20 protein-coding genes are annotated in these 21,661 nt (G+C 63.9%); 13 read left to right on the top strand and 7 right to left on the bottom strand.

The annotated features are described in order from the left end of the window. The first annotated feature begins 435 nt into the window (after positions 1–435). The 5 genes from EPO50_RS11360 to EPO50_RS11380 are packed head-to-tail and all read left to right on the top strand — an operon-like array spanning position 436 to position 5,654. Entirely contained in the window at positions 436–1,896 is a 1,461-nt protein-coding gene (locus EPO50_RS11360; RefSeq protein WP_296344004.1) for an ABC transporter substrate-binding protein, read from the top strand. A 3-nt stretch (positions 1,897–1,899) separates the two neighbouring features. Continuing rightward, on the top strand, positions 1,900–2,853 hold the full coding sequence (locus EPO50_RS11365) for an ABC transporter permease (protein WP_296344006.1): 954 nt from the start codon (positions 1,900–1,902) through the stop codon (positions 2,851–2,853). Positions 2,854–2,864: 11 nt separating this feature from the next. After that, a complete protein-coding gene (locus tag EPO50_RS11370) occupies positions 2,865–3,671 on the top strand; it encodes an ABC transporter permease (protein WP_296344008.1) in 807 nt (268 codons plus the stop codon). Then, on the top strand, positions 3,668–4,660 hold the full coding sequence (locus tag EPO50_RS11375) for an ABC transporter ATP-binding protein (protein ID WP_296344010.1): 993 nt from the start codon (positions 3,668–3,670) through the stop codon (positions 4,658–4,660). Before EPO50_RS11370 ends, EPO50_RS11375 begins: the two co-directional genes overlap by 4 nt. Next, the gene (locus EPO50_RS11380) at positions 4,650–5,654 is read left to right on the top strand and encodes an ABC transporter ATP-binding protein (RefSeq protein WP_296344011.1); all 1,005 of its coding nucleotides are present in this window, start codon (positions 4,650–4,652) and stop codon (positions 5,652–5,654) included. The genes EPO50_RS11375 and EPO50_RS11380 overlap by 11 nt, the downstream gene beginning before the upstream one ends. Here the strand turns inward: EPO50_RS11380 and EPO50_RS11385 are convergent. Genes EPO50_RS11385 through EPO50_RS11400 form a run of 4 tightly spaced genes read right to left on the bottom strand, consistent with a single transcriptional unit; the run spans position 5,646 to position 9,733 of the window. After that, a complete protein-coding gene (locus tag EPO50_RS11385; RefSeq protein ID WP_296344013.1) occupies positions 5,646–6,854 on the bottom strand; it encodes a CaiB/BaiF CoA-transferase family protein in 1,209 nt (402 codons plus the stop codon). The two genes, EPO50_RS11380 and EPO50_RS11385, sit on opposite strands and share 9 nt — an antisense overlap. 10 nt (positions 6,855–6,864) lie before the next feature. Continuing rightward, positions 6,865–8,094 (bottom strand): CoA transferase, encoded by a 1,230-nt coding sequence (locus EPO50_RS11390; protein ID WP_296344015.1) that lies wholly within the window; start codon positions 8,092–8,094, stop codon positions 6,865–6,867. A gap of 27 nt (positions 8,095–8,121) precedes the next feature. Then, a complete protein-coding gene (locus EPO50_RS11395) occupies positions 8,122–9,267 on the bottom strand; it encodes a thiolase family protein (protein WP_296344016.1) in 1,146 nt (381 codons plus the stop codon). 22 nt (positions 9,268–9,289) lie between these two features. Next, positions 9,290–9,733, bottom strand: coding sequence for an OB-fold domain-containing protein (locus EPO50_RS11400; RefSeq protein ID WP_296344018.1), 444 nt, complete (start codon positions 9,731–9,733; stop codon positions 9,290–9,292). Between the two features lie 119 nt (positions 9,734–9,852). Here EPO50_RS11400 and EPO50_RS11405 point away from each other — a divergent pair, with 119 nt between their 5' ends. The 6 genes from EPO50_RS11405 to EPO50_RS11430 all read left to right on the top strand — a co-directional run bounded on the left by EPO50_RS11405 (position 9,853) and on the right by EPO50_RS11430 (position 15,393). Then, entirely contained in the window at positions 9,853–10,530 is a 678-nt protein-coding gene (locus EPO50_RS11405) for a TetR/AcrR family transcriptional regulator (RefSeq protein WP_296344020.1), read from the top strand. Beyond that, the gene (locus tag EPO50_RS11410; protein WP_296344022.1) at positions 10,527–12,077 is read left to right on the top strand and encodes a class I adenylate-forming enzyme family protein; all 1,551 of its coding nucleotides are present in this window, start codon (positions 10,527–10,529) and stop codon (positions 12,075–12,077) included. Before EPO50_RS11405 ends, EPO50_RS11410 begins: the two co-directional genes overlap by 4 nt. Then, the gene (locus tag EPO50_RS11415) at positions 12,074–12,868 is read left to right on the top strand and encodes an SDR family oxidoreductase (protein ID WP_296344024.1); all 795 of its coding nucleotides are present in this window, start codon (positions 12,074–12,076) and stop codon (positions 12,866–12,868) included. Before EPO50_RS11410 ends, EPO50_RS11415 begins: the two co-directional genes overlap by 4 nt. An 11-nt stretch (positions 12,869–12,879) precedes the next feature. Continuing rightward, entirely contained in the window at positions 12,880–13,653 is a 774-nt protein-coding gene (locus EPO50_RS11420) for a crotonase/enoyl-CoA hydratase family protein (protein ID WP_296344026.1), read from the top strand. Between the two features lie 2 nt (positions 13,654–13,655). Beyond that, on the top strand, positions 13,656–14,627 hold the full coding sequence (locus EPO50_RS11425; RefSeq protein WP_296344028.1) for a nitronate monooxygenase family protein: 972 nt from the start codon (positions 13,656–13,658) through the stop codon (positions 14,625–14,627). A gap of 211 nt (positions 14,628–14,838) precedes the next feature. Continuing rightward, positions 14,839–15,393 carry a TetR/AcrR family transcriptional regulator gene (locus tag EPO50_RS11430; RefSeq protein WP_296344030.1) on the top strand — a complete coding sequence of 185 codons (555 nt, stop codon included), beginning with the start codon at positions 14,839–14,841 and terminating at the stop codon, positions 15,391–15,393. A 611-nt stretch (positions 15,394–16,004) separates the two neighbouring features. Here EPO50_RS11430 and EPO50_RS11435 read toward each other — a convergent pair. After that, positions 16,005–16,934, bottom strand: a complete 930-nt coding sequence (locus tag EPO50_RS11435) for a LysR family transcriptional regulator (protein WP_296344032.1) — start codon at positions 16,932–16,934, stop codon at positions 16,005–16,007. Between the two features lie 100 nt (positions 16,935–17,034). Between EPO50_RS11435 and EPO50_RS11440 the strand changes: the two genes are divergently transcribed. After that, positions 17,035–18,699, top strand: a complete 1,665-nt coding sequence (locus EPO50_RS11440) for a rhodanese-like domain-containing protein (protein ID WP_296344034.1) — start codon at positions 17,035–17,037, stop codon at positions 18,697–18,699. Between the two features lie 35 nt (positions 18,700–18,734). Beyond that, on the top strand, positions 18,735–19,736 hold the full coding sequence (locus tag EPO50_RS11445) for a tripartite tricarboxylate transporter substrate binding protein (RefSeq protein WP_296344036.1): 1,002 nt from the start codon (positions 18,735–18,737) through the stop codon (positions 19,734–19,736). Positions 19,737–19,950: 214 nt separating this feature from the next. On the opposite strand, the gene EPO50_RS11450 is transcribed toward EPO50_RS11445, so the two are convergent. Further along, a complete protein-coding gene (locus EPO50_RS11450; protein WP_296344038.1) occupies positions 19,951–20,304 on the bottom strand; it encodes a nuclear transport factor 2 family protein in 354 nt (117 codons plus the stop codon). 66 nt (positions 20,305–20,370) lie between these two features. Further along, complete coding sequence (locus EPO50_RS11455; RefSeq protein ID WP_296344040.1) at positions 20,371–21,402, bottom strand: helix-turn-helix domain-containing protein; 1,032 nt, start codon at positions 21,400–21,402, stop codon at positions 20,371–20,373. Positions 21,403–21,661: the final 259 nt, after the last annotated feature.

Consider the following 21,661-nt stretch of genomic DNA (forward strand, 5'->3'; position numbering starts at 1 on the left):
TCGCTGCCTACAAGGGTGAGAGCTGGCCGATTGTAGAAGTGGAATGTCGGCGCGACGGTGCCTTTGCGTGAGGCGTCACCGAAGATGTGGCGAATGGGGAGCGGTTGCTCAGCAAACTCAGGCCCTTGCTGAGGCCAACATCGTTCGACTGGCTAAATCTACAAAATATTGTTGTTCGATCAGCTTTCTCGCGCGATGCGGGTGGTCCGATGGCCCTTGCACAAGGCCTGTATAAGTTTGCTTGCTAATTGATAAGCAAATTAACATACTCCCGAAAAATGGCCGTCCAAAAACGGTATCGGCGAGCCGGTCGAACAGACCAATCCAAGGAGGATTCGCTAGATGATGAGCTTGGGCACGATGTTGAACGCACGGCGTCTGATTTGCGCCGGGATTGCTGGCGCTTTAACGGTTGCGGCGGTGCTAGTGCCCGCAATGGCGGAAACCCCCAAGCGTGGCGGCACATTGACCGTTGGCCTGGCGCAAGATCCGCCGATCGTCGATCCGATCCGGACGGGCAGTTTCACGGAACGCCAGTTCGCGACAGGCATCTACGAAAGCCTGTTCGACATCGACGAGAAGGGCCAACCTGTACCTTTCCTCGCCGAGAGCTTCACGGTGTCCGACGACGTGAAGACCTACCGGGTCAAGCTGCGTCCCAATGTGAAATTCCATGACGGCACGCCGCTGGATGCGGCGGCCGTGATCGCCAATCTCGACCGTACGCGTAATCCGGCCAATGGCTGCCGTTGCCTGTCGTTCGTGCAGGAGATCGTCGACGTGAAGGTGATCGACCCGCTGACGGTCGAGTTCGTGCTCAAGTCGCCGAACGCGGCCTTTCCGACGATCCTCGCCGATGCTCCGGGCACGATGGTTTCGCCGACCGCCTTCAAGGCCGACCCGAAAGGGATCAGTACCAATCCCGTCGGCACGGGGCCATTCAAGTTTGTCGAATGGATCCGCGGCAGTCGCTTCGTGATGACCCGCAACACCGATTACTGGCGTCCCGGCCTGCCGTATCTCGACCAGGTGGTGTTGCGCGGTATCCAGAACACCGAAACGCTGCAGGCAGCGTTCCTGTCGGGGCAGACCGACATCATCATGCAGCCATCGTTCCAGTTCGTCGCGCAGATGAAGAAGGACAAGAAGTACGTCGTCCTGCAGCCCGGCGGTTTCGGTTACGACGGCGTCTACATGAACCTCAGCGAAGCGCCGTTCAACGATCAGCGCGTGCGCCAGGCCATCGCCCAGTCGATGGATCGCGAGCTGCTGCGCAAGACCCTTTTGTTCGGCATCCCGCAACTGGGCTACAGCCCGTTCGGGCCTGGCATGACGGTGTCGCAGCCAGTGCCCAACTATCCGAAGTATGATCTGGTCAAGGCCAAGGAGCTGCTCGCGGCCTACGGCAAGCCAGTCACCTTCACCCTGCAATACAACAACTCACCCTCGACGCAGCGCCTGGCGCAGTCGCTGCAGGAGATGTGGGGGCAGGTCGGCATGAAGGTCGACCTGCAGCCAGTCGATCAGAACCGCATCGTGCAGAACATGTCGTCCAAGCAGTTCGTGGCGTCGCTCTATCGCTTCACGGGCCGTGCCGATCCGCACATCAACACCTTCCCGTTTTTCCACTCGCAGTTTGCCGATGTCACGCCGTCGTCCAATTATGGGCACTACAAGAATCCCAAGATCGACGAACTGCTCGAAAAGGGCGTTTCCACTGTCGATCCGGCCAAGCGCAAGGAAATCTACGGCGAGCTGTCGAAGATCCTCGCCGAGGATCTGCCCTATGCCTACCTATTCTACGTCGCCGACACGATCGTCATGTCGAAGCGGGTGAAGGGGCTGGTCGAAGTGCCCGACGGCCTGGTTCGCTTCGGCAGCATCTGGCTCCAGTAGTCGATGCTCTCGCGCCTGCTGTGGGGCGTCGCCGGCGTAGCCGGGACGCTCCTCGCCGTCTCCGTCGTCAGCTTCCTGCTCGTGGCGCTTCTGCCCGGGGATCTGGCGCTCCTGATCCTGGCGGATGCCGCGACGCCGGAGCGTGTCGCCGCACTCAGGGCGCAGCTCGGGCTCGACCAGCCGCTGGCCGTGCGTTACGTGCAATGGCTGGGCAACGTGCTGTCCGGCAATCTCGGCTACGCCATCCATTCCGGTGAGTCGACGCTCGACGTCATCCTGTCGCGCTTGCCGGTGACCCTGGAGCTGATCTTCCTGACCCAGCTCGTGGCGCTGGGCGTCGCGATTCCACTCGGCATCTGGAGCGCCTATCGGCGTGGCAGCGCGATCGACACGACCACCCTGGTCGGTTGCCTGTGCCTGCTGTCAACGCCGGCCTTCGTCATTGGCCTCGTACTGATCTACGTCTTCGCGCTCAATCTCCAGTGGTTGCCGGCCACGGGCTTCGTGTCGCTCGGGGAGGGGATCGGCGGCAATCTCGAGAGCATGGTTCTGCCGGTCGTGTCGCTGGCCCTGATCGAGGTGCCGGTCTACCTGCGGCTGCTGCGCAGCGAGATGATCGGGACCCTGCAGCAGAACTTCATCGCCCTAGCGCGCGGCATGGGCCTGCCGACCTGGCGGATCCTGCTGGAGAACGCCCTCAGGCCCTCGTCGCTCAACCTGATCACGGTGGTCGGAATCAACATGGGCCGGCTGATGGGCGGTGCGATTATCGTCGAGCAGATGTTCGCCCTGCCGGGAGTCGGCCAGTTGCTGGTCGAGTCGATCTACCAGCAGGAATATCTCATGACTCAGGGCATCGTGCTGTTCGTCGCCACGATGTTCATCTTCATCAACCTACTGACCGACCTGGTCTATGTGCTGGTGGATCCCCGCCTGCAGCGCGACGGCGAACACTGATCATGCAGCGCATGCCTCTGAATGTCGTTCTGTCCCTGGCCTGGCTCACCCTGGTGGTCACGGCGGCGGCCACTGCCCACTGGCTGCCGATCGAGGATCCGACCAAGCAGAGCCTGCTGCGCATGCTGGCGCCGCCGTCGGCCGGCCTCTGGTTCGGCGCCGATTCGCTGGGCCGTGATGTGTTCTCGCGCACCATCTACGGCTTCCGGATCACGCTTGCCGTCAGCCTCGGCTCGGTCGCCCTGGGACTGCTGTTCGGGGGCGCTCTCGGCATCGTCGCCGGGTACTTCCGCGGTACCGCAGAGCGCACGATCCTGATGGGGGTCAATGTTCTGCTAGCCTTTCCGCCGCTCGTTCTGATCATCGCCATGGTCGCCTATCCTGGCCAACCGCTGGTCAAGGTGATCATCGCACTCGGTATCGTGTTCATGCCGGCGGTGACGCGAATCGCCCGTGCCAACACCATGGTCTTCCGCGAGCGCGAGTTCGTGGTCGCCGCGCAGGCCGTGGGGATGGGCAACACACGCCTGATCTTCCGCGAATTGCTGCCCAACCTCGTTCCCGCCCTGCTGGCCTATAGCCTGTTGCTGGTCGCCGTGGGCGCACTTGCCGAAGCAGGGTTGAGCTATCTCGGGCTCAGCGTGCCGCCGCCGACGCCGACACTTGGCCAGATGATGGCATCGGAGCAGGCCAACGTTCTCGAAGCACCGCATGCGGTCTTCTTTCCGGCGGGTATGCTGTTCCTCACCATCTTCGCCCTCAACATGGTGGGCGAAGAGGTCCAGCGCCGTATCGACCGGCGGGCGAGGGCGGCATGAGCGACGTGCTGCTCGAGGTCGACGACCTCAGGACCTGTTTCACGCTGCCCCATGGCGAATTGCGCGCCGTCGATGGTGTGTCGTTCCGGCTGGAAGCCGGTCGCACCCTGGGCGTGGTGGGCGAGTCCGGATCGGGCAAGTCGGTACTGGCACGCAGCATCATCGGTCTGCTGCCTGCCGGCTTCGCCCGGCGGCCGGCCGGCCGCATCCTCTTCGCCGGTCGCGATCTGCGGCAGGTGCCGGAAAGCGAGATGCGCCGCATCCGCGGCCGCGAGATCGCGATGATCTTCCAGGACCCACTGACATCGCTCAACCCGGTGATGACCATCGGACGGCAGATCGTCCAGGTCCTGCGGCAGCATACCGACCTGTCGGCGGCCCAGGCCAAGGTGCGCGCCGTGGAACTGCTGGCTGAGGTCGGCATTCCCGATCCGGCGCAACGGGTGCAGGAGTATGCGCACCGGATGTCCGGCGGCATGCGCCAGCGCGTCGTGATCGCCATTGCGCTCGCCTGCAATCCCCGCCTGCTGATCGCCGACGAGCCGACGACGGCACTCGACGTGACGGTGCAGGCGCAGATCCTCGATCTTCTGCGGCATCTACAGGACAGGCATCGCATGGCCATGATCCTGATCACGCACAATCTCGGAGTGGTGGCCGAGATGTGCGACGAGGTCGCCGTGATGTATGCCGGCCGCATGGTCGAGCAGGCGAGCGTGGCCAACATCCTGGGCGCGCCACGCATGCGTTACACCCAGGCATTATTGCAATCGGTGCCCCGTCTCGACAGCGAAAGCCATGTCCGCTTGCCCGTCATTCCGGGGCAGCCGCCGAACCTGATCGCGCCACCCCTCGGCTGTCGGTTCGCGCCGCGTTGCGGCCATCGCCTGGCGCGGTGCGAGAAGGAAGCGCCATCTGAGACCGATGTCGGCGCTGGTCATCGCTTCTCATGCTGGAACCCGGTCGAGGAGGCAGCCCATGGCCGGTAGCGGCACCGCCCACCTGCAAGGCAACGCCCTGCTCTCGGCCGCCCACCTGGTGAAGACGTACAAGGCAAAGGGGGGACGACGGGTCCAGGCCCTGTCAGATGTCTCTCTCGACATCGTGCGCGGCGAGACGCTGGGCGTCGTGGGTGAGTCGGGTTCGGGTAAGTCGACGCTCGCCCGCGCCATCCTCGCCCTGCCGAAACCCGACGCCGGTGCAGTGCAGTTCGAGGAAAAGCCGGTCTTCGACGCGAAGGCGGCCGCCCTGCGAGCGCTGCGGCATCGCATGCAGATGGTGTTCCAGGATCCGCTGTCGTCGCTGAATCCCGCGCACCGGATCTTCGACATCGTCGAAATGCCGCTGTTGGTTGCCGGCCGCAGCAGCGCGTCCGAGCGCCGGCGGATCGTCGCCGACACGCTGCACAGCGTCGGCCTCGACGTCGATGTCGTCGGCAACCGGCGGCCCTACGAGCTGTCGGGCGGCCAGTGCCAGCGGATCAGCATCGCGCGTGCGCTGGTGCTGCAGCCCAGTCTGCTGGTCTGCGACGAGCCGGTCTCGGCGTTGGACGTGTCGGTGCAGGCGCAGGTCCTCAACCTTCTGGAGGATGCGAAAGCAGCCTTTTCGCTTACCATGCTGTTCATCTCGCACGACCTGGGGGTCGTGAAGGGAATCAGTGATCGGGTGATGGTGATGTACCTTGGCAAGGTCTGCGAGATCGCGCCGACTGATTCGCTCTATGCGACGCCGCGGCATCCCTATACGGCAACGCTGCTGGCGTCCGTGCCGTCGCTGGTTCCGCGGCGGCGCGAGGAGCGTCCGACGATGGCGCGTGGCGAAACGCCGTCGCCGCTGGATGTTCCGTCAGGATGCCGGTTTCGTACGCGCTGTCCCGCGGCTACCGAGCGCTGCGCCCGTGAGGAGCCGCAGATCCAGAATGTCGGCCGGCCCGGCCATTTCGTGGCCTGCCATCATCCGCTTGCGGTACCGGCGTCAGACTAGGACGCCGGCAGCCTTCAGCTCGTCGATGGCGGCGGCGTCGTAGCCGCAGAGATCGCGAAGGATCTCCTGAGTATGCTCGCCGATGCGCGGCCCGCGGCGCGTGGCTCGCTCCGGTGTCCGGCCAAGCCGATAGCGCGGCCCTTCGACGATCGCGTCACCGACGATCGGATCGTCAATATGACAGTAGTGGGCATCGAGCAGGTCGGGGTCGTGCGCCAGATCGTTGGAGTTGGAGACGACATGCGCCGGCACGCCTGCCGACTGCAACGAACGCTCAAGCTCATCAGCTTGCTGGGAAATGGTCCAGGCCGAGATTGCGTTTTCGAGCTCTTGTCGTCCCCGTAGGCGTCCGATGAGGGTATCGAACTTGGAATCGAGGAGGGGGCCACCGACGATCGTACGTAGGGCCTGCCAAGCGGCTTCGTCGGACCCATCCAGAGCGATCCAGCGATCCTGGCCGGCGCAGCGGAAGATGCCGTGTGGCACCCGCAGCGGCGAGCCGGCATGGCCGCGCCGCTCCATCACCGTGCCGTTCGCGGCGTACTGATACCAGGCCGGCGACAGAAACTGGATGCCGGCTTCTGCCTGGGCGACGTCGATGTGGCAGCCCTCGCCCGTCGCGCGGCGCCGATGCAGGGCGGCGAGGATGCTGGGCACGATGAAACGCGGTGCAATGGCGTCCGTCCACGGCCCGTAGGTCCCGCAGGGCGCATGCCCTGGCCAGCCGAGCAGCAGGCTGGCGCCCGACATCGACGCGCCCATCGTGCCGACGCCGCTGGTGCCGCGCGCATGAGGACCGGTCTGGCCGAGCAGGCTGGTCGACGCGACGATCAGGGCAGGGTTGCGCGCCTTCAGGACCGGGTAGGCGAGATCGAGATCGTCGAGCACGCCAGGGCTGAAGCTCTCGATCAGCACGTCGGCCCATTCGACCAGGCGCAGGATCGCCTCGCGGCCGCGCGAGTCCTTGATGTCGACCGTGAGACTGCGCTTGCCGGCGTTCAGATTGTGATAGCTGATCGACCTTTCCAGTCCCGGCTTGCCGTCCTTGAACGGCCCCAGGGTGCGCAGCGGGTCGACCCTTCGCGAGCTTTCGAGTTTCACGACGTCGGCACCGAGGTCGGCGAGGTAGCGGCCGGTGACGGGCCCGACCATCACCCAGCCCATGTCGAGAACGCGTAGGCCGTCGAGTGGTCCCTTCATGGCAATGCCCTCAGATGATGCCGTGGACGAACAGCGCCTGCACTTCGGCAGACGACAGACCGAGGTCGGTCTTGAGAATCTCGGCGGTGTGCTGCGACAGCGTCGGGGCGGGGCGCCGCACATCGATCGTGTAGTTCGAGAACTGGGCGAAGCGTGCGGGATCGTCGACCGTGCAACCCTCGGCGCCAACGGTGACCGGCGACGACCACAAGCCGCGCTCGCGATACTGTGGCGACTGACCGATATCGCGCATGTCCATCAACGGGGCGGCCAGCAGGCCGCGTTTGCGCGCCTCGGCGCCGAATTCGTCTTTGGTGTGACGGAGGCACAGTGTCGCGATGGCATCGACGGTCGCGCGCATGTCTTCGGCGGTGAGGCTGCCCTTCTCGGCTTGCTGCGGTGCCGTCGACCAGTCGACGGCGCCCAGTCGCGCCTCGAGGCAGTTCTGTTCCACCGCCCACTGCATGAGGCGCTGGGTCAGGCGGCCGAACGCCTGTCCGAAGGCGAACGACACCAGCACGAAACCATCCTTGCAAGCGAAGATGCCGGGAAGCGCCACGCCCGCAAGCCGTTGGCGCGCCGGCGTACGCTGCAGCTCGGGATTGTTGGCCGGCACGACGATGGGCACGCTGAGCGCGCTCATCATGCCGGCAAGCCGGGCAGGCACCTCGATATCCTGGCCGAGCCCGTCGACGTCGCGCGCGGAGAGCGCTGCCAGGGAGGCGATGGCCGCTTCGGCGCCCGCCTCCATCATCGCTTGCGGTACGGGGTAGAACAGCGGCGGCCGTTCCGGCGTTCCGGTGATGCCGGGCACGCCTGTGGCCGCGGTGACGATGAGATCGGAGGCGAAATAGTCACGCTTTGGCCCGGTCGACAGGAACGGCGTGATGCGGCAACGCACGGTCGAGGTGGGGAAGGCGACATCGGCCCTCGGTGCCGTTGCCTTTCGGTCGGCCGTTTCCAGCACGAGCGCGGCCGATCTTCCGAGCTCCGCTAGAAGGGCACGGCCGTCTGCCTTGCCGAGGTCGAGCGTGATGCCGCGCTTGCCCCTATTGAGGGCATGCCAGGTCAGGCTGCGATCCAGACCGGGGGTATCATCGAGGAAAGGGTCGAGGCGGCGGCCTGCCGCCCCTCCGGGTGGTTCGACCACGATCACGTCGGCGCCGAGGTCGCCGAGGATGCGGCCGGCCATCATCGTTTCCGGCCCGGAGAGTTCGATCACCCGGATGTCGTGCAGCATGCTGGCCCCTTGCGTTCTCGTTTGCCGTTAGGGCCTTTGCAGGACGTGCACGTAGCAGACCGCCCCCAGGCCGACCATGTGAGCGAGGCCGACCTTCGCGCCCTTGTGCTGGCGAGCGCCGGCTTCGCCGCGGAGCTGCATGGCGATCTCGCCGATCTGACCGACGCCGGTCGGGCCGATGGGATGGCCCATCGCGATCAGGCCGCCGGAAGGGCTGACGGCCATCTGCCCACCGATGTCGAAGGCGCCTTCCTTCAGGAGATGGATGGCCTGGCCGGGCTTGCAGACGCCCATCGCCTCGACATAGTGCAGCTCTTCGACCGTGAAGGCGTCGTGCAACTCCAGCACGTCGACGTTCGTGGGGGCGAGGCTCGCCTGCTTCAGTGCATCGGCGATCGTATCTTTGGTGATTGCCGCATCGGCCGCCGCATGGGCGCCGGCGCCTTCGCTGGATGCGGCGGATGCCGTGACACGGATGGCGCGGCCCGGATCGATGCCCAGACGCTTGATGGCGTCTTCGGAGGCGACGATCACTGCGGCAGCGCCTTCGCCGACGGGGCAGCATTGCAGGGCCGTGAGCGTGCCCGACACCGGCTTGCCGCCGAGGATCTCGTCGAGAGAGCGCTCCTGCTGACGATGGGCGTTGGGATTGAGGGCGCCGTTGCGATGGTTCTTCACCGCGACCAGGGCGACATCCTGTGGCTTCACGCCATGCTTGTGCGCGTATTCGTTGGTCAGCAGGGCGAAATGGGTGAAGGGCACGATGGCGTCGTCGGCCAGGTTGCCGATGCCTGTCTTCGTGAAAGCGCGCTGCACCACGCCCGGCTTGTCGACCCCAATGGCCAGCGACACGTCGGCGATCCCGGCGGCGACCTCGATGCAGGCATGCCGGAAAGCGGCAGAGCCGGACGCTGATGCGTTTTCGATATGCACGAGCGGGCGCCCGGTGGCGCCAAGGTGCTTCAGCATCGCGCGACCGGCTGCCATGCCGAGAAGGCCGGTGCCGATGTAGGAGGATTCGACGTCCGGCCAGGTAATTCCGGCGTCGGACAGGGCCTGGCGAATCGCTGGTAAGCCCAGCATGACGTAGGGCGTCTCGCTGAGGGGTTGATAGCGATGCCAGCCGATGCCGACGACATAGACGGGACGAAGGTCCTTGAGAGTCTTGGCCATGTTGATCTGGTCCTGCTGTTGATCAGGAAGCTGTGGTGAAGCGGAGATCGACGATCGTCTGAGCGCCGCTGCCGACAGAGACCAGCTTGCTCACCATCCTTTGACCGGGCTTCAGCGCGCGCTCGTCGACATCGACCAGCAGCGTGCGCACGGTCGGCCCATCATCGAGCTTGATCGATCCGATCGTGAAAGGCGCCGTGTGCGGTTTGACGTCGGCTTTGGCAGGAGGCGTCCTGCCGGCATGGATGTGGACTGTTGCGGAGGCGATCAGCATGCCGCCGCCGCTGAGGGCTACTGGTTGGAGTGCGTCGCCCGTGCGGCCGCAGACCTCGCAACCATAGGTTTGCAGTGGGAAGAAGACATAGCCGCACTGGCACTTGCCGCCTCTGAGGGACGGGTGATCCGGCAGGGTCGAAGTGCCTTCAGCGGCGTACAAGGCTGGTTTGAGGATCTCCGGCGTGCTCATTCGACTTCCTCCGATCCGATTTTGACTTGCTAACCAATAAGCAAGCATATAGTTTTCGATTCAGCAAGCTCAAACGACTGCGTGTTTGCGGCCGAGAGACGATCCTGGAGCTCGATGGAATGCCCGGACCCAGCAATACGAAATCCAAGCAGGCAGTGCCCGGCACAGGGAAGGCCGAGCCGGAAGAAACAGCCGGATCTGGACGCAGCCGCGCTGAGCGCCGCACCGAAGCAGAGCGCCGTCTGTTGGCGGCCGCGGTCACTCTGGTCTCCGATCGCGGGACCGAAGGAACGACCCTGGCAAATGTCGGCGAGGCGGCAGGCTATAGTCGCGGTCTGCCGGGGCACTACTTCGGATCGAAGAGCGATCTGATTGCGGCGGTCGCCAGCCACATTGCCGATGGCTTCGCCAACCGGCTGGCTCAAACTTCGGCGAAGGATCCGGGTCTCGAGTCCCTGCTTCACTCGGTCAAATCGTACTTCGATGGCGCCCTGAGGACCCCGGCCGCGACCCGCGCGCTCCTGATTGCGCTTGCCGAGGCCCTCACCGAACCTCTTCTCGCGGAGCCGATGAAGCAGGTGACGGTCCGCTCGGTGGGACGTCTGCGCGCCATGATCAAGCAGGGAATCGAGCGTGGCGAGATCCGCGATGACATTGATCCCGCATCGCAGGCCGTTCTGATCCTCGGCACTTTGCGGGCGACGGTGGCGCAATGGTCGACCGACCAGGAGCGGGTCGAGCTTGCAGCCCTGCGGGACTCCTACGTTTCGTCATTGCAGCGGAGCCTTGCCGCATGACGACAGTAACGGCGGGAACGATCGAGCATTGGGCGCGTGAGAAGCCCGATGCCGTGGCTATCATCGAGGGCGATCGGTCCTTGACCTACGCCGCCTGGAATGAGGCGGCGGACCGCGTGGCGGCGGGATTGGAGCGACATGGCGTACGGCGTGGCGACATTGTCGTGTTGCGGACCCAGATCAGGCTTGATTGGGCTATTCTTTCGTCCGCACTCGCCAAGCTCGGCTGTTCGCTCCTGGCGTTGAACTGGCGGTTGACGGCGGCCGAAACCCAGTACGTGCTCGGTAATAGCGGCGCCACGGTATTCATCTGTGACGATCCGGATCCGACCCTTCTGAAGCCGGCATTCGAGGGAATGAACATCAAGCTTGCCGTGTCGATTGACACGCCGGCCGAAGGTTTCGTTTCGTTTCAGAGCTTGATCGACGAGCCACCGGTCCCCCGTTTCTCAGCCGGCGATCCGCCGCTTGTGATCTATACATCGGGAACGACCGGCCTGCCCAAAGGCGTGGTCATGAACACGCGTGAAGTCGCGAAGACGGATCGCAGGGCGGCGGAATATCTGCAGGACGTCGCCAGCAAGCGGCCGCAGCGTTCGGGCGATGTCGTGATGTTGACGCTGCCGATGCATCATGGCGCAGGTCCTGCGGCTCTGTGGGGCGCCCTTCGACTGGGCAATTGCATTGTCCTCCTGCGCCGTTTCGATCCAGCGACGACGCTCAGTCTCGTCGACACGCACAAGGTGACGGTCTGGACAGGCGTGCCGACTATGTACAAGCGGATCGCTGCTCTTCCTCAGCAGGAGCTAAACAAGTACGACGTCTCGTCGTTGCGCGTGTTGGGAGTGGGTGCGGCCCCCGTTCCGCCGGCACTCAAGGACTGGATCGATAGTTATTTCGGCGCAGGCAAGCTCGGCGAAGGATATGGTGCGACCGAAACCGGCATGATCACTCATCTGGCGCCGGGCATGCATCGCTTGAAGCCGGGATCGAGTGGCTTGGCTCACAAGCATGTCGACATCCGCATACGCGACGAGAATGGAGTCGATCTGCCCGCAGACTCAGTGGGCGAGATCTGGGTCCGTACGCCTGCCACCATCGCTCAGTATCTGAATGGGAAGCCGCTGGACTCCGATACGTTGGACGGCGAAGGCTTTTTCCGCGTCGGCGATGTCGGTCGACTGGATGAAGAGGGTTATCTCTTCATCACCGACCGCGCCAAGGACATGATTATCTCCGGCGGTGTGAATCTCTATCCCGCTGAAATCGAGGCCGGCCTGCTGCGTCATCCAGCCGTGCTGGACGTCGCCGTGATCGGCATTCCCGACGACGAGTTTGGCGAGCAGGTGAAGGCCTTCGTCGAGCTGAGACCCGGCGCCAGCGCTGCTCCGGAGGAGATCGTCGAACACGCCAAGCTGCATCTTGCTTCCTACAAGCGTCCGAAATCGGTCGAGATCGTCGCCGAGCTGCCGCGCAATACCATGGGCAAGCTGCTGAAGCGGGAATTGAGAGAGCCGTACTGGAGAGGAAGGGAACGACGCGTATGAGCGATATTCTGGATCTGGGCGGCCGAGTCGCCTTCGTGACGGGAGCGGGGCAGGGCGTAGGGCGGCAGATCGCGCTGCATCTGGCGGCTCACAATGCCGGTGGCGTCGCCGTGAACGACTTTGTGCTCGAGCGCGCCGAAAAGGTCGTCGAGGAGATTCATGCTGCTGGCGGCAAGGCGCTGGCGGTGCAGGCCGATGTCACCAATCTGGAAAGCGTGAAAGCGGCTGTAGCCAAGACCGAAGAGAAGTTCGGCAAGGTGGGCGTCCTCGTCAACAATGCTGGCAATGCCGGAGCAACCCCGCATGCCGATACGCGCAAACCTTTCTGGGAGACCGGCCCGGACGCCTGGAACAGCTTTATCGGCGTCAACTTCTACGGTGTGGTCAACTGCACGAGCGCGTGCATTCCAAGCATGATCGAGCGCGGCGCGGCAGGCCGTATCATCACCATCATCTCCGAGGCGAGCCGCTACGGCGACTCGGGCCTCGAGGTCTATGCCGGGGCCAAGGCGGGCGCTGCGGGGTTCATGCGCGCAACGGCGCGGACATTGGGGCGATACCAAATCACCGCCAACTGCGTGGCGATCGCTGCAACGCTGACGCCCGCTATCGAGGCGCGTCTCAAGGCCGACCCGGAGCGATACAAGAAGATGATGAACAACTACGTCATTCGGCGACCGGGCCAGCCCACCGATATTGCCAACATGGTTCTGTTCCTCGCATCCGACGCCAGCAGCTGGGTGACGGGGCAGACGTACGGCGTCAACGGCGGCTTCACGTTCGGTCTGTAAAGGAGGAATGAATGTCGGATCCCTCTCAGCGAGTATTGACCGAACGCCGTGGCCCCATCCTGGTCGTCACGATCAATCGACCCGAAGCCAAGAACGCTTTCGATGACGAATCCTCGATCGCGATGTCGGCGGCGATGGACCTTCTCGACAACGAAGACGAGCTTTTCGTCGGCATCATCACCGGCGCCGGCGGCAACTTCTCGGCCGGCGCCGATCTCAAGGCGGTGGCCAAGGGCGGCCCGCGCGCCAAGATCGCACGTGGCGGCTTCGGCATCATGAAGCGGCCACCGCGCAAACCTGTCATTGCAGCAGTCGAAGGCTATGCCGTCGGCGGCGGCTTCGAGATGTGTCTGGCTTGCGACCTGATCGTGGCGGCACGCGATGCCAAGCTCGGACTGCCTGAAGTCCGGCATAATGTGGTGGCCATCGGAGGTGGCCTTTTCCGCCTGCCGCGGCGCATGCCTTATCATCTGGCGATGGAGCTGGCGCTTACCGGTTCGTTCAAGGAGGCGGCCTTCTTTGAGCGCCATGGCGTCGTCAACCGGCTCGCCGAGCCGGGCAAGGCGCTGGAAGAGGCGATCAAGCTCGCCGAGACGTTGCTGGTGAATGGTCCGACAGCTTTGGCCGCGAGCAAGGAGATCGTCTTCCAATCGCTCAATTGGCAAGACGAGGAGGGCTGGGCGAAGCAGATGCCGATCGCGCAGCGGGCTCTCGACTCGGAAGACCGTCGAGAAGGGCTGAAAGCTTTCGCTGAAAAGCGGAAGCCGGTCTGGAAGGGCCGTTGAGCATGTCCGGAGATCGTCGTGGGAAGCCACTACCGGAAGCGATCCTGCGGCGATTGCGGCTGCCGGTTATCGCCGCGCCGATGTTGCGCGTGTCCGGCCCGGAGCTGGTGATTGCCGCTTGCCGCAGCGGTGTCATCGGAGCCTTCCCGACAGCGAACGCCCGTACCGTCGAGGAACTCGACCAATGGCTGACCCAGATCGAAGGCTCATTGGGAGCTGTCGAAACGCCGGCTGCGCCCTACTGTCCGAACCTCATCATCCGCCAACCCCGCTTCAAGGAGGATCTTGCCTGCTTGGTGCGCCACAAGGTTGAGCTGGTCATTACCAGTGTCGGCTCGCCAGTGGCAGCAGTAGGGCCTTTGCACGAGATCGGAGCGCAGGTCTTCGCTGACATTGCCTCGTTGCGCCATGCTGAAAAGGCGATCGAAGCGGGTGCCGATGGCCTCATTCTGCTGACAGCCGGTGCTGGCGGCCAAACGGGTTGGGCAAATCCTTTCGCCTTCGTACGTGCCGTGCGGGCGATTTTCGATGGTCCGATCGTGTTGGCGGGGGGCATCAGCGATGGGGCGTCACTACACGCCGCCCGCGCGTTGGGCTGCGACCTGGCCTACATGGGCACACGCTTCATCGCGACCACGGAAAGCCGCGCCATCTCCCGTTACAAAGAGATGCTGGTCGCGTCGACCCTGGACGACGTGATGCTGACCAAGGCGTTCACGGGACTCGATGCCAGCATGCTGCGACCGTCCATCGAAGCCGCCGGGCTCGATCCGGTGAAGCTGGACGAACAGGTCAGCATGGAGCGTGCCAAGCAGCAGTATGGCGGCGGGTCGGGCGGGCAGGAGCGGCCGAAGCGATGGGCGGACATATGGAGCGCAGGGCATTCGGTGTCGGGTGTCGATGGCATCGTCGACACGGCTGCGCTGGTCGCTCGCCTCGTCGGAGAATATGAGGCTGTCCGCGCTCGGATCTGAGGGTTGATCCAGCGATCTCGTTGGATCAGTTGTGGTTTGGGAAGGGCAAAATCGGTTGTTCCTTTGGGAGCAATCCAATAGTTCTTACCGCAGTATGTCTCACGCAAAGTCGAGGCCCGGCCCAGCCACGCCCGTTCGGCGGCCGAAGAAGCTGCCCCAGACATCGGGCAGAACCCAAGTCGCTCGCCGTGAAGAGGCAGAGCAGCGGCTCTTGGATGCTGCGATTCGCCTTATCGCCGAGCGAGGTATCAAGGGAACGACCCTTGGCGATGTCGGGGAAGCGGCCGGTTACAGCAGTGGCCTCACGGCACACCACTACAAGACCAAGGAAGGCCTGCTCAAAGCGGTAACGGCCGAAATTCACCGCCGGTTTCAGCAAACTCTATCGGAAGCCGCGCTTCCCCCTGCTGGCCTTGATCGGTTGCTGGCGGCCATCGATGTCTACCTGTCGGTGAATGATGTACGCGCCGCGCGGGCCTTGTCGTTGATCCAGAAAGAGGCGCTGACGCAGCAATCGGAGTTTCGAGGCATTCTCCGCAAATTCAACCGGTTGTCGGTGGATGGTATTGCCGCCCAGATCAGAACTGGCATCGAGCAGGGTGAAATCCGCCAGGACATCGATATCTTGGCGGAGGCGACACTTACGCTAGCCGCCCTGCGTGGCGCACGAGCGCAGTGGCTACAGGACGCGGGCAAAGTCGATCTTGTTGGAGTTGCCCGAGAGTTAAAGGGCCACATAAGGCGTTCGTTGGCTGTGTCGCGCTGATTCACGTTTTCCAAAGCGTCAGATCGGCGTACTTGCTCAATACCCTGTTGTTCGAAAGTCGTTCAGCGTGTTGACGCTAGGCTGTATCGGTCATGCAACAACTGGTCGCTCAGGTGGACCTTCTTGTGGTATCGAGGGAAACTGATCTCAGGCGAAGTTGAAGAAGGATCTAAGGCCTTCCTATTGCTGATGTTCATGGAAGTCAGATGCCGATTTTTTCCTTCGCGGGTATTGTCCTGCACATAGGCAATCGGATCGCTTTCCAGGAAGTTGTCTTCTAGGGCCGCATCGAGCAGTTCTTTCTAATCCGATCGCCGTGCAACGTCCCTATCGAGGCGCGTCCCTGAATCTCTGCCAGCATGAGCTGCTCCTGCCGTCGTAGCGCCGAACATCCAAGTCCGCAGCCATCGGCGGAGCTAGGCGAACAGCCTGGCAAGCGATGGCAAAACGCTTCTGGCGTTTCCTCCCTGGGCTAGCCGGAGCCCTCGGGCTCCGGCTTCTTTTCAGCAGGGGCGCCGCGGTCGCCGTGGATCAACGCCGAGCTCATGTAGGTATCCTGTCGACCGGTCAAAGCGCTGCCACGCGCTCACGAGAGTGGTTCCCGTAGTCTGTTAGGGGTGGGGCCGCCCCGCCGTGTTGCCGAAGGCCGGAAACGCCGGCGCGACGGCTCGCGCAATGGCTGCGAATGCCATGGCCGCCGGCGACAGACTGAACTGTCGACGCGTAAGCAGACCGATGTCACGCCAGGCTCGCGGCTGCTCCACCACGCGAGCTACTGCGCCGCCTAAGTCCATGCTGCGCAGCGCCAGGCTCGGCAGCACGGCATAGCCCAGGCCTGCACGTACCAGGCCGACGGCGGTGGTGAGTGAGTCCAGGACATAGGTTGGCTCAACCTCGACGCCGGCCTCGGCCGCCGCCCGATCGGCATGCACGCGTACGCTCGACTGGGTGGTCACCGAGATGGAGCTGAAGCGCGTCAGCGCCTTCCACGTCACGGTGGCGCGCGAGGCGAGCGGATGCCGCGTGTGCAGCAGCGCCACTAGGCGGTCGCGCATCAGCGGCTCGAAGGCGAGCTGTTCGTCGGGCTGCAGCAGGAGGCCCAGGCCGATCTCGGCCTGACCGCTGCGCACGTGCTCGGCGAACCCGACGGCCTGCGCTTCATGGAATACGAGCTTGATGCCTGGATAGGCTTCGGCGAACCGCGACAGTGTCGGCGGCAGCAGGCTGCAGCCCACCGACGGAACGAACGCGAGACTGAGTGTGCCCTGACGGACATCGCGAAAGTCTTCAGCGCGGCGGCGGGTCTCGTCCAACTGCTGGAGCGTGCGCTGAGCGCTCTGCAGAATCTCGCGGCCCGCTTCGGTGAGCTCGACCCGGCGCGTGGTGCGCCGGAACAGCGACAGGCCCAACTCCTCCTCTAGTTGGCGGATCAGCAGCGAATAGCCGGGTTGCGTGATGCCCATGCGGGCGGCCGCCTCGGAAAACGAGGCGAATTGTGCTCCGAGCGTGAAGGCGCGCAGCTGTCGAACGGTCAGGTTCATATCTTTTTCAAATCAGTTTATATTATATTTATATTTTCCTTATGCATCGGCGGCGACCAGATTTTGGGGCGATCCTTCCCTGAACGAGGCTTGCCGCCCGATGAACGCTGTCAAAGACCATCCCGATACGTCAGAGCGCTCGTCTTGGCCGCGGGTTGACGCTGCCGGCGTCCACGCCCTGCTGGGTGACGGTTCGGAATTCGCCTTCCTGGACGTCCGCGAGGAAGGCCTGTTCAACACGGGTCATCCGCTGATGATCGTGTCGGCGCCTTTCAGCCATTTGGAAACGCGGCTGGCGGCCCTCGTGCCACGTCGCACGACCCGCATCGTCCTCATGGACCAGCGCGACGAGGGGTTGGCTGAGCGCGCGGCCCGGCGCATGGCGCGTTGGGGCTATACCGATATCTCCATCCTGCGGGATGGCCTGCAGGGGTGGCGCGATGCGGGGCTGGAGGCGTTCGCCGGCATCTACGTGCCGAGCAAGGCCTTCGGCGAATTCGTCGAGCATCGCTACGGGACACCTGCCATCGATGCTGCCGAACTGCGGCGCTGGATCGATCAGGGAAAGGATATGTTGATCCTGGACAGCCGGCCGTACTCGGAATTCCACAGTTACAGCCTGCCCGGCGGCATCGACTGTCCTGGCGCCGAGCTGGTGCATCGCGCCTTCGACCTCGTCGAGCGCGAGGAGACCACCATCGTGGTGAATTGCGCGGGTCGGACGCGCGGCATCATAGGCGCGCAGTCGCTGATCAATGCCGGCATCAGGAATCCGGTGGTCTGCGTCCGCAACGGTACGGCGGGCTGGCATTTGAGCGGCGAGACCATGGCCCGCGGCAGTCGCGCGGTAGCGCCGCCGCCCACGCCCAGGGGCCTGGCGAGGGCCATCGAAGCCTCGATGCGCGTGTCGCGGCGCTTCGGCGTGCGCGAGATCGACGCCGCCCGTCTGCGCCAACTGCAGGCCGAGGCGGCGCGGTCGCTCTACGTCTTCGATGTGCGCAGCCCCGAGGAATACGAGGCCGGACATATCCCCGGCACGCGGAGCGCGCCCGGCGGCCAGCTGGTCCAATCGACCGACCACTATGTGGGCACGCGCGGCGCCCGCATCGTGTTGTGCGACGACAACGGCGTGCGTGCACGCATGACGGCGTCCTGGCTGGTCCAACTCGGATGGGCTGAGGTGTTTGTCCTGACCGGCGGCCTCGGCGCCTGCGGGGGCGCGCTGGAGAAGGGCGTCGAGACGGTCGAGCTTTTAGCCCCGGCCGCCGCCATCGGGGTGGAGCGGATCAATGTTCTCGAACTCGACCGCTTGCTCAAGGCCGGCGAGGCGGTGGTGGTCGACCTTGCCAGCAGCCTGCGGTTTCGTTCCCGCCATATCCCGGGCGCCTGGTTCGCGGTGCGCTCGCGGCTGGAGGAGGGGCTGGCGCAGGTGACCGCCAAGGCATCGAAGGATACGAGGCTGGTGCTGACGTCGGACGATGGCGCCTTCGCTGCCATCGCAGCCGCCGACGCCACTGCCGCGACGCGCCTCTCCGTGTCCCTGCTCGAGGGCGGCACGTCGGCCTGGGTCGCCGCCGGCCTGCCGCTGACCAGCGGGCTCGAGAACATGACCTCGGCAACCGACGACGTCTGGTACAGCCCCTACGACTATGACGACCTGCGCAAATCGATGACGGACTATCTCACGTGGGAGATCGACCTCATCCGGCAGATCGAGAAGGATCGCAGCATCCAATTCCGCTACTTCCCGCCAAACGCCGCCTGAGACCGTTCCAGCGCGCTGATTCGAGGTCACATCGCATGAGCATCGAAGACATGAAACTCGGTCGCCGAAAACTGGGCCGCCGACTCGCATTGTCTATCCTGGGCGTGGGGCTTGCCGCGCCCCGGAGCGGGTTCGCGCAGGCGGGAGCCTACCCGTCGCGCGCCATCAAGCTTCTGGTGGGCTATCCGCCCGGCGGTGGCGCCGACGTGTTGGCCCGCATCGTCGGCAACAAGCTCAGTCCGATGCTCGGCCAGCCGGTGGTCGTGGAGAACCGCCCCGGTGCGGGCTCCACCATCGCCGCCGCCAGCCTGGCCAGTGCGCCGGCGGACGGCTACACGCTGCTCTTCGCCGAGTCAGCTGTCCTGGTGGCGCCCGCCATCTACGAGAAGATCGGCTACGACCCCGGTACGCTCACGCCGATCGGCGCTCTGGGCAATCTGCCGTATTCGCTCGTGGTGAACCCGGCATTCCCCGCCGCGAACACCCGCGAACTCATCGATGTGCTGAAGGCTCATCCCGGCAAGTACAGCTATGCCTCGCCCGGTGTCGGCAATATCGCGCACCTGAGCGGCGAGATGTTCAAGAAGGTGGCCGGCGTCGACATCGTCCACGTGCCCTATAAGGGCGGAGCGCCGGCGCTGGCCGACCTGGTCAGTGGGCAGATCCCCATCTGCTTCGTCAGCCTGCCGCCGGCCCTAGCGTTGGCCAGGAGCGGGAAGCTCAGGTTGCTTGGGGTGACCTCGGCCAAGCGCTCGCCGGCGGCGCCCGAGGTGCCCGCCATCAGTGAGACGCTGCCCGGGTTCAATTCGGTCACCAGTATATTCGTGTTGGCGCCGCCGGATATGCCTGCCCCCGTCGTGGCCCGGCTCAATGCCGCCCTGCGCGAAGTGATGGCCATGCCCGACGTGCAGGCTGACTTCGTCGCGCAGGGAGCGAGCGTCGAAACGAGCAGCCCACAAGAGCTGGCCGCGCTGATCAGGCAGGAACTGGCGTCCTGGGGTTCGGTCGTTCGGGCCGCCGGCGTGCGCCTGGAATAAGGCGCCGCATTCCCCATAGCAAAGAACGCTAGCGGCACGGCGTTGAACGTCGCCTGACGTTCAACTCTTGCTGCGCAGCCGCAGCTGGTCCCCCTGCAACGGCGACTAAGACCCGCCTTCCAAGAACCTCGCCTCAGGGGCTTCATACCCCGGGCGATCGCTAGCCCTTTGCCGTCAGTGAGTTCCAGGTGGCATACGAGTCCGTACAATCTCCTCAGCGCACGATCTTTCGGTTCTCAAGCTCGATGATCGAGCAAAATCGATTTTCGTACTTGGAGCCCGTCGCAAGGATCGTCCCGTGGACGCCATACTCGATCTCCACGACGCGGCCGTTGTCCGCCTTGTTGACGATCAACCCGTCTGCGGACCGCAGCCGGATGCTGCCAATATCTCCCAGGAATTGATCCATCAGCTCGGTGTGACCTCGGACCACTCGAGGCCAGCCCAAGTCGCAGCGCACCTCGTAGGCGATGTCCGCGGCGACGGCATCGAACGAAGAAGTGCTCGCCGTCAACAAGGTCACCCAACGCCTTTCGGACGAGTGCAAAGTATGGCTCCGCGCCTGCATAGGCGATTTCGGCGTGAAATCGCAGCGCCGCTTCCTATCACGCCATGCCCGTTCCGAGGGCCGCCTCTAAGAGTTGCCGAGCAAGAGATTGCGAAGGATGTGCGCTCCATCAGTCGGCCGCACGCATTGGACGCCCAGCCAGCCTTCCGCGCGCGCTTCGCTTGGCGAAATGCCAAACTCCTTCTTGAACATGCGGCTGTATGTGGAGGGGTCCATGAAGCCCCATTGCTCGGCAATGGTGGAGATCGATCGTCCGTCCGAACTGTCCACCAGCGCATCGCGCGTCTTGCGCAATCGCTCGCGACGGATATAGGTCGAAACGCCGCCGACCGGTTCGAAAATTCGGTACAGGCTGGAACGGGACACGCCAAGCTCACGACAGAGCCAATCCGGCGCCAACTTGGGGTTTGCCAAATGTTTCGCAACGGTTCGAGAAGCGCGATTCATGATGGAGGCTTCGATCGGGCGCTGCGCCTCGGCGATATGGTCGCGTGACGGCGTCAGACATGCGGCGAGCAAGCTGGTGGTCGCCGCGGCGATATGCGGTACATCGGCGTTCCTCAGATCGGGGAGCGAACGATGCAAGAGAAGCATGTAATCCGTCAGGAATCGTTTCGAGGTCTCGTGGACTTCAATCCTGGATGATTGGAGGAAATGGAGATTGCGAGGTATGCACAGAGCGAGGTGATCGGTCCTCTCCGATACGCACTCGAACGGATCCGTGAAAGACCGCAACCCTAAGTCTCCGACCTCCAAATTCTCTCCAAGAGGCGGAGACTTTGGCAGCGGCAAATGCAGACACCAATTGTCTGTCATTGGTTTGCTCAAATGCCGCCAACCATAGGGGGCATCCGGCGCCTTCACATGGGTGAACGTCAAATTTCCAAGATTCCACACCGTCTGATGTGCGGGAAATGAAGGGGTTTCTGCTTGGAAAGGCCAAACTTCGGCAATGCCCGTATGCCAGTTGCGGAAGAGTTCGAACTGCTCAGCGGGCTGGACGGAAGACGTGTCCCTTTCAATAGCATAGCGCAACCGTTCGTTGCTGTTTGTATTTTCGGATGGCTCGACCATGGGGGTCGGCGGTTGATCGAACATGATTCTGCTCTCCCGGCACTTCCGGCCAACTCCGGTTCCGGCCCCCCGGACTAGCGGCGGCCTCTTGCCGGGGGCGCGTGCCTTTCAATTTCTCATCCAATGAACACCCGAGAGCCAAAGTCGTTCTGAAACGGGCGGCAGCAGTGAGGTCGGATCGCCAAAGTCCCTCGTGGGACAGCCAATCTCTATCCACTTTCCGACACGCCAGAGTTGCTATCGCTAGGATTCCGACGCGCCGCTTTTTGTTCTTTCGGTGAAT

The organism is Reyranella sp., from assembly GCF_004297405.1.
Classification (GTDB): Bacteria; Pseudomonadota; Alphaproteobacteria; order Reyranellales; family Reyranellaceae; genus Reyranella.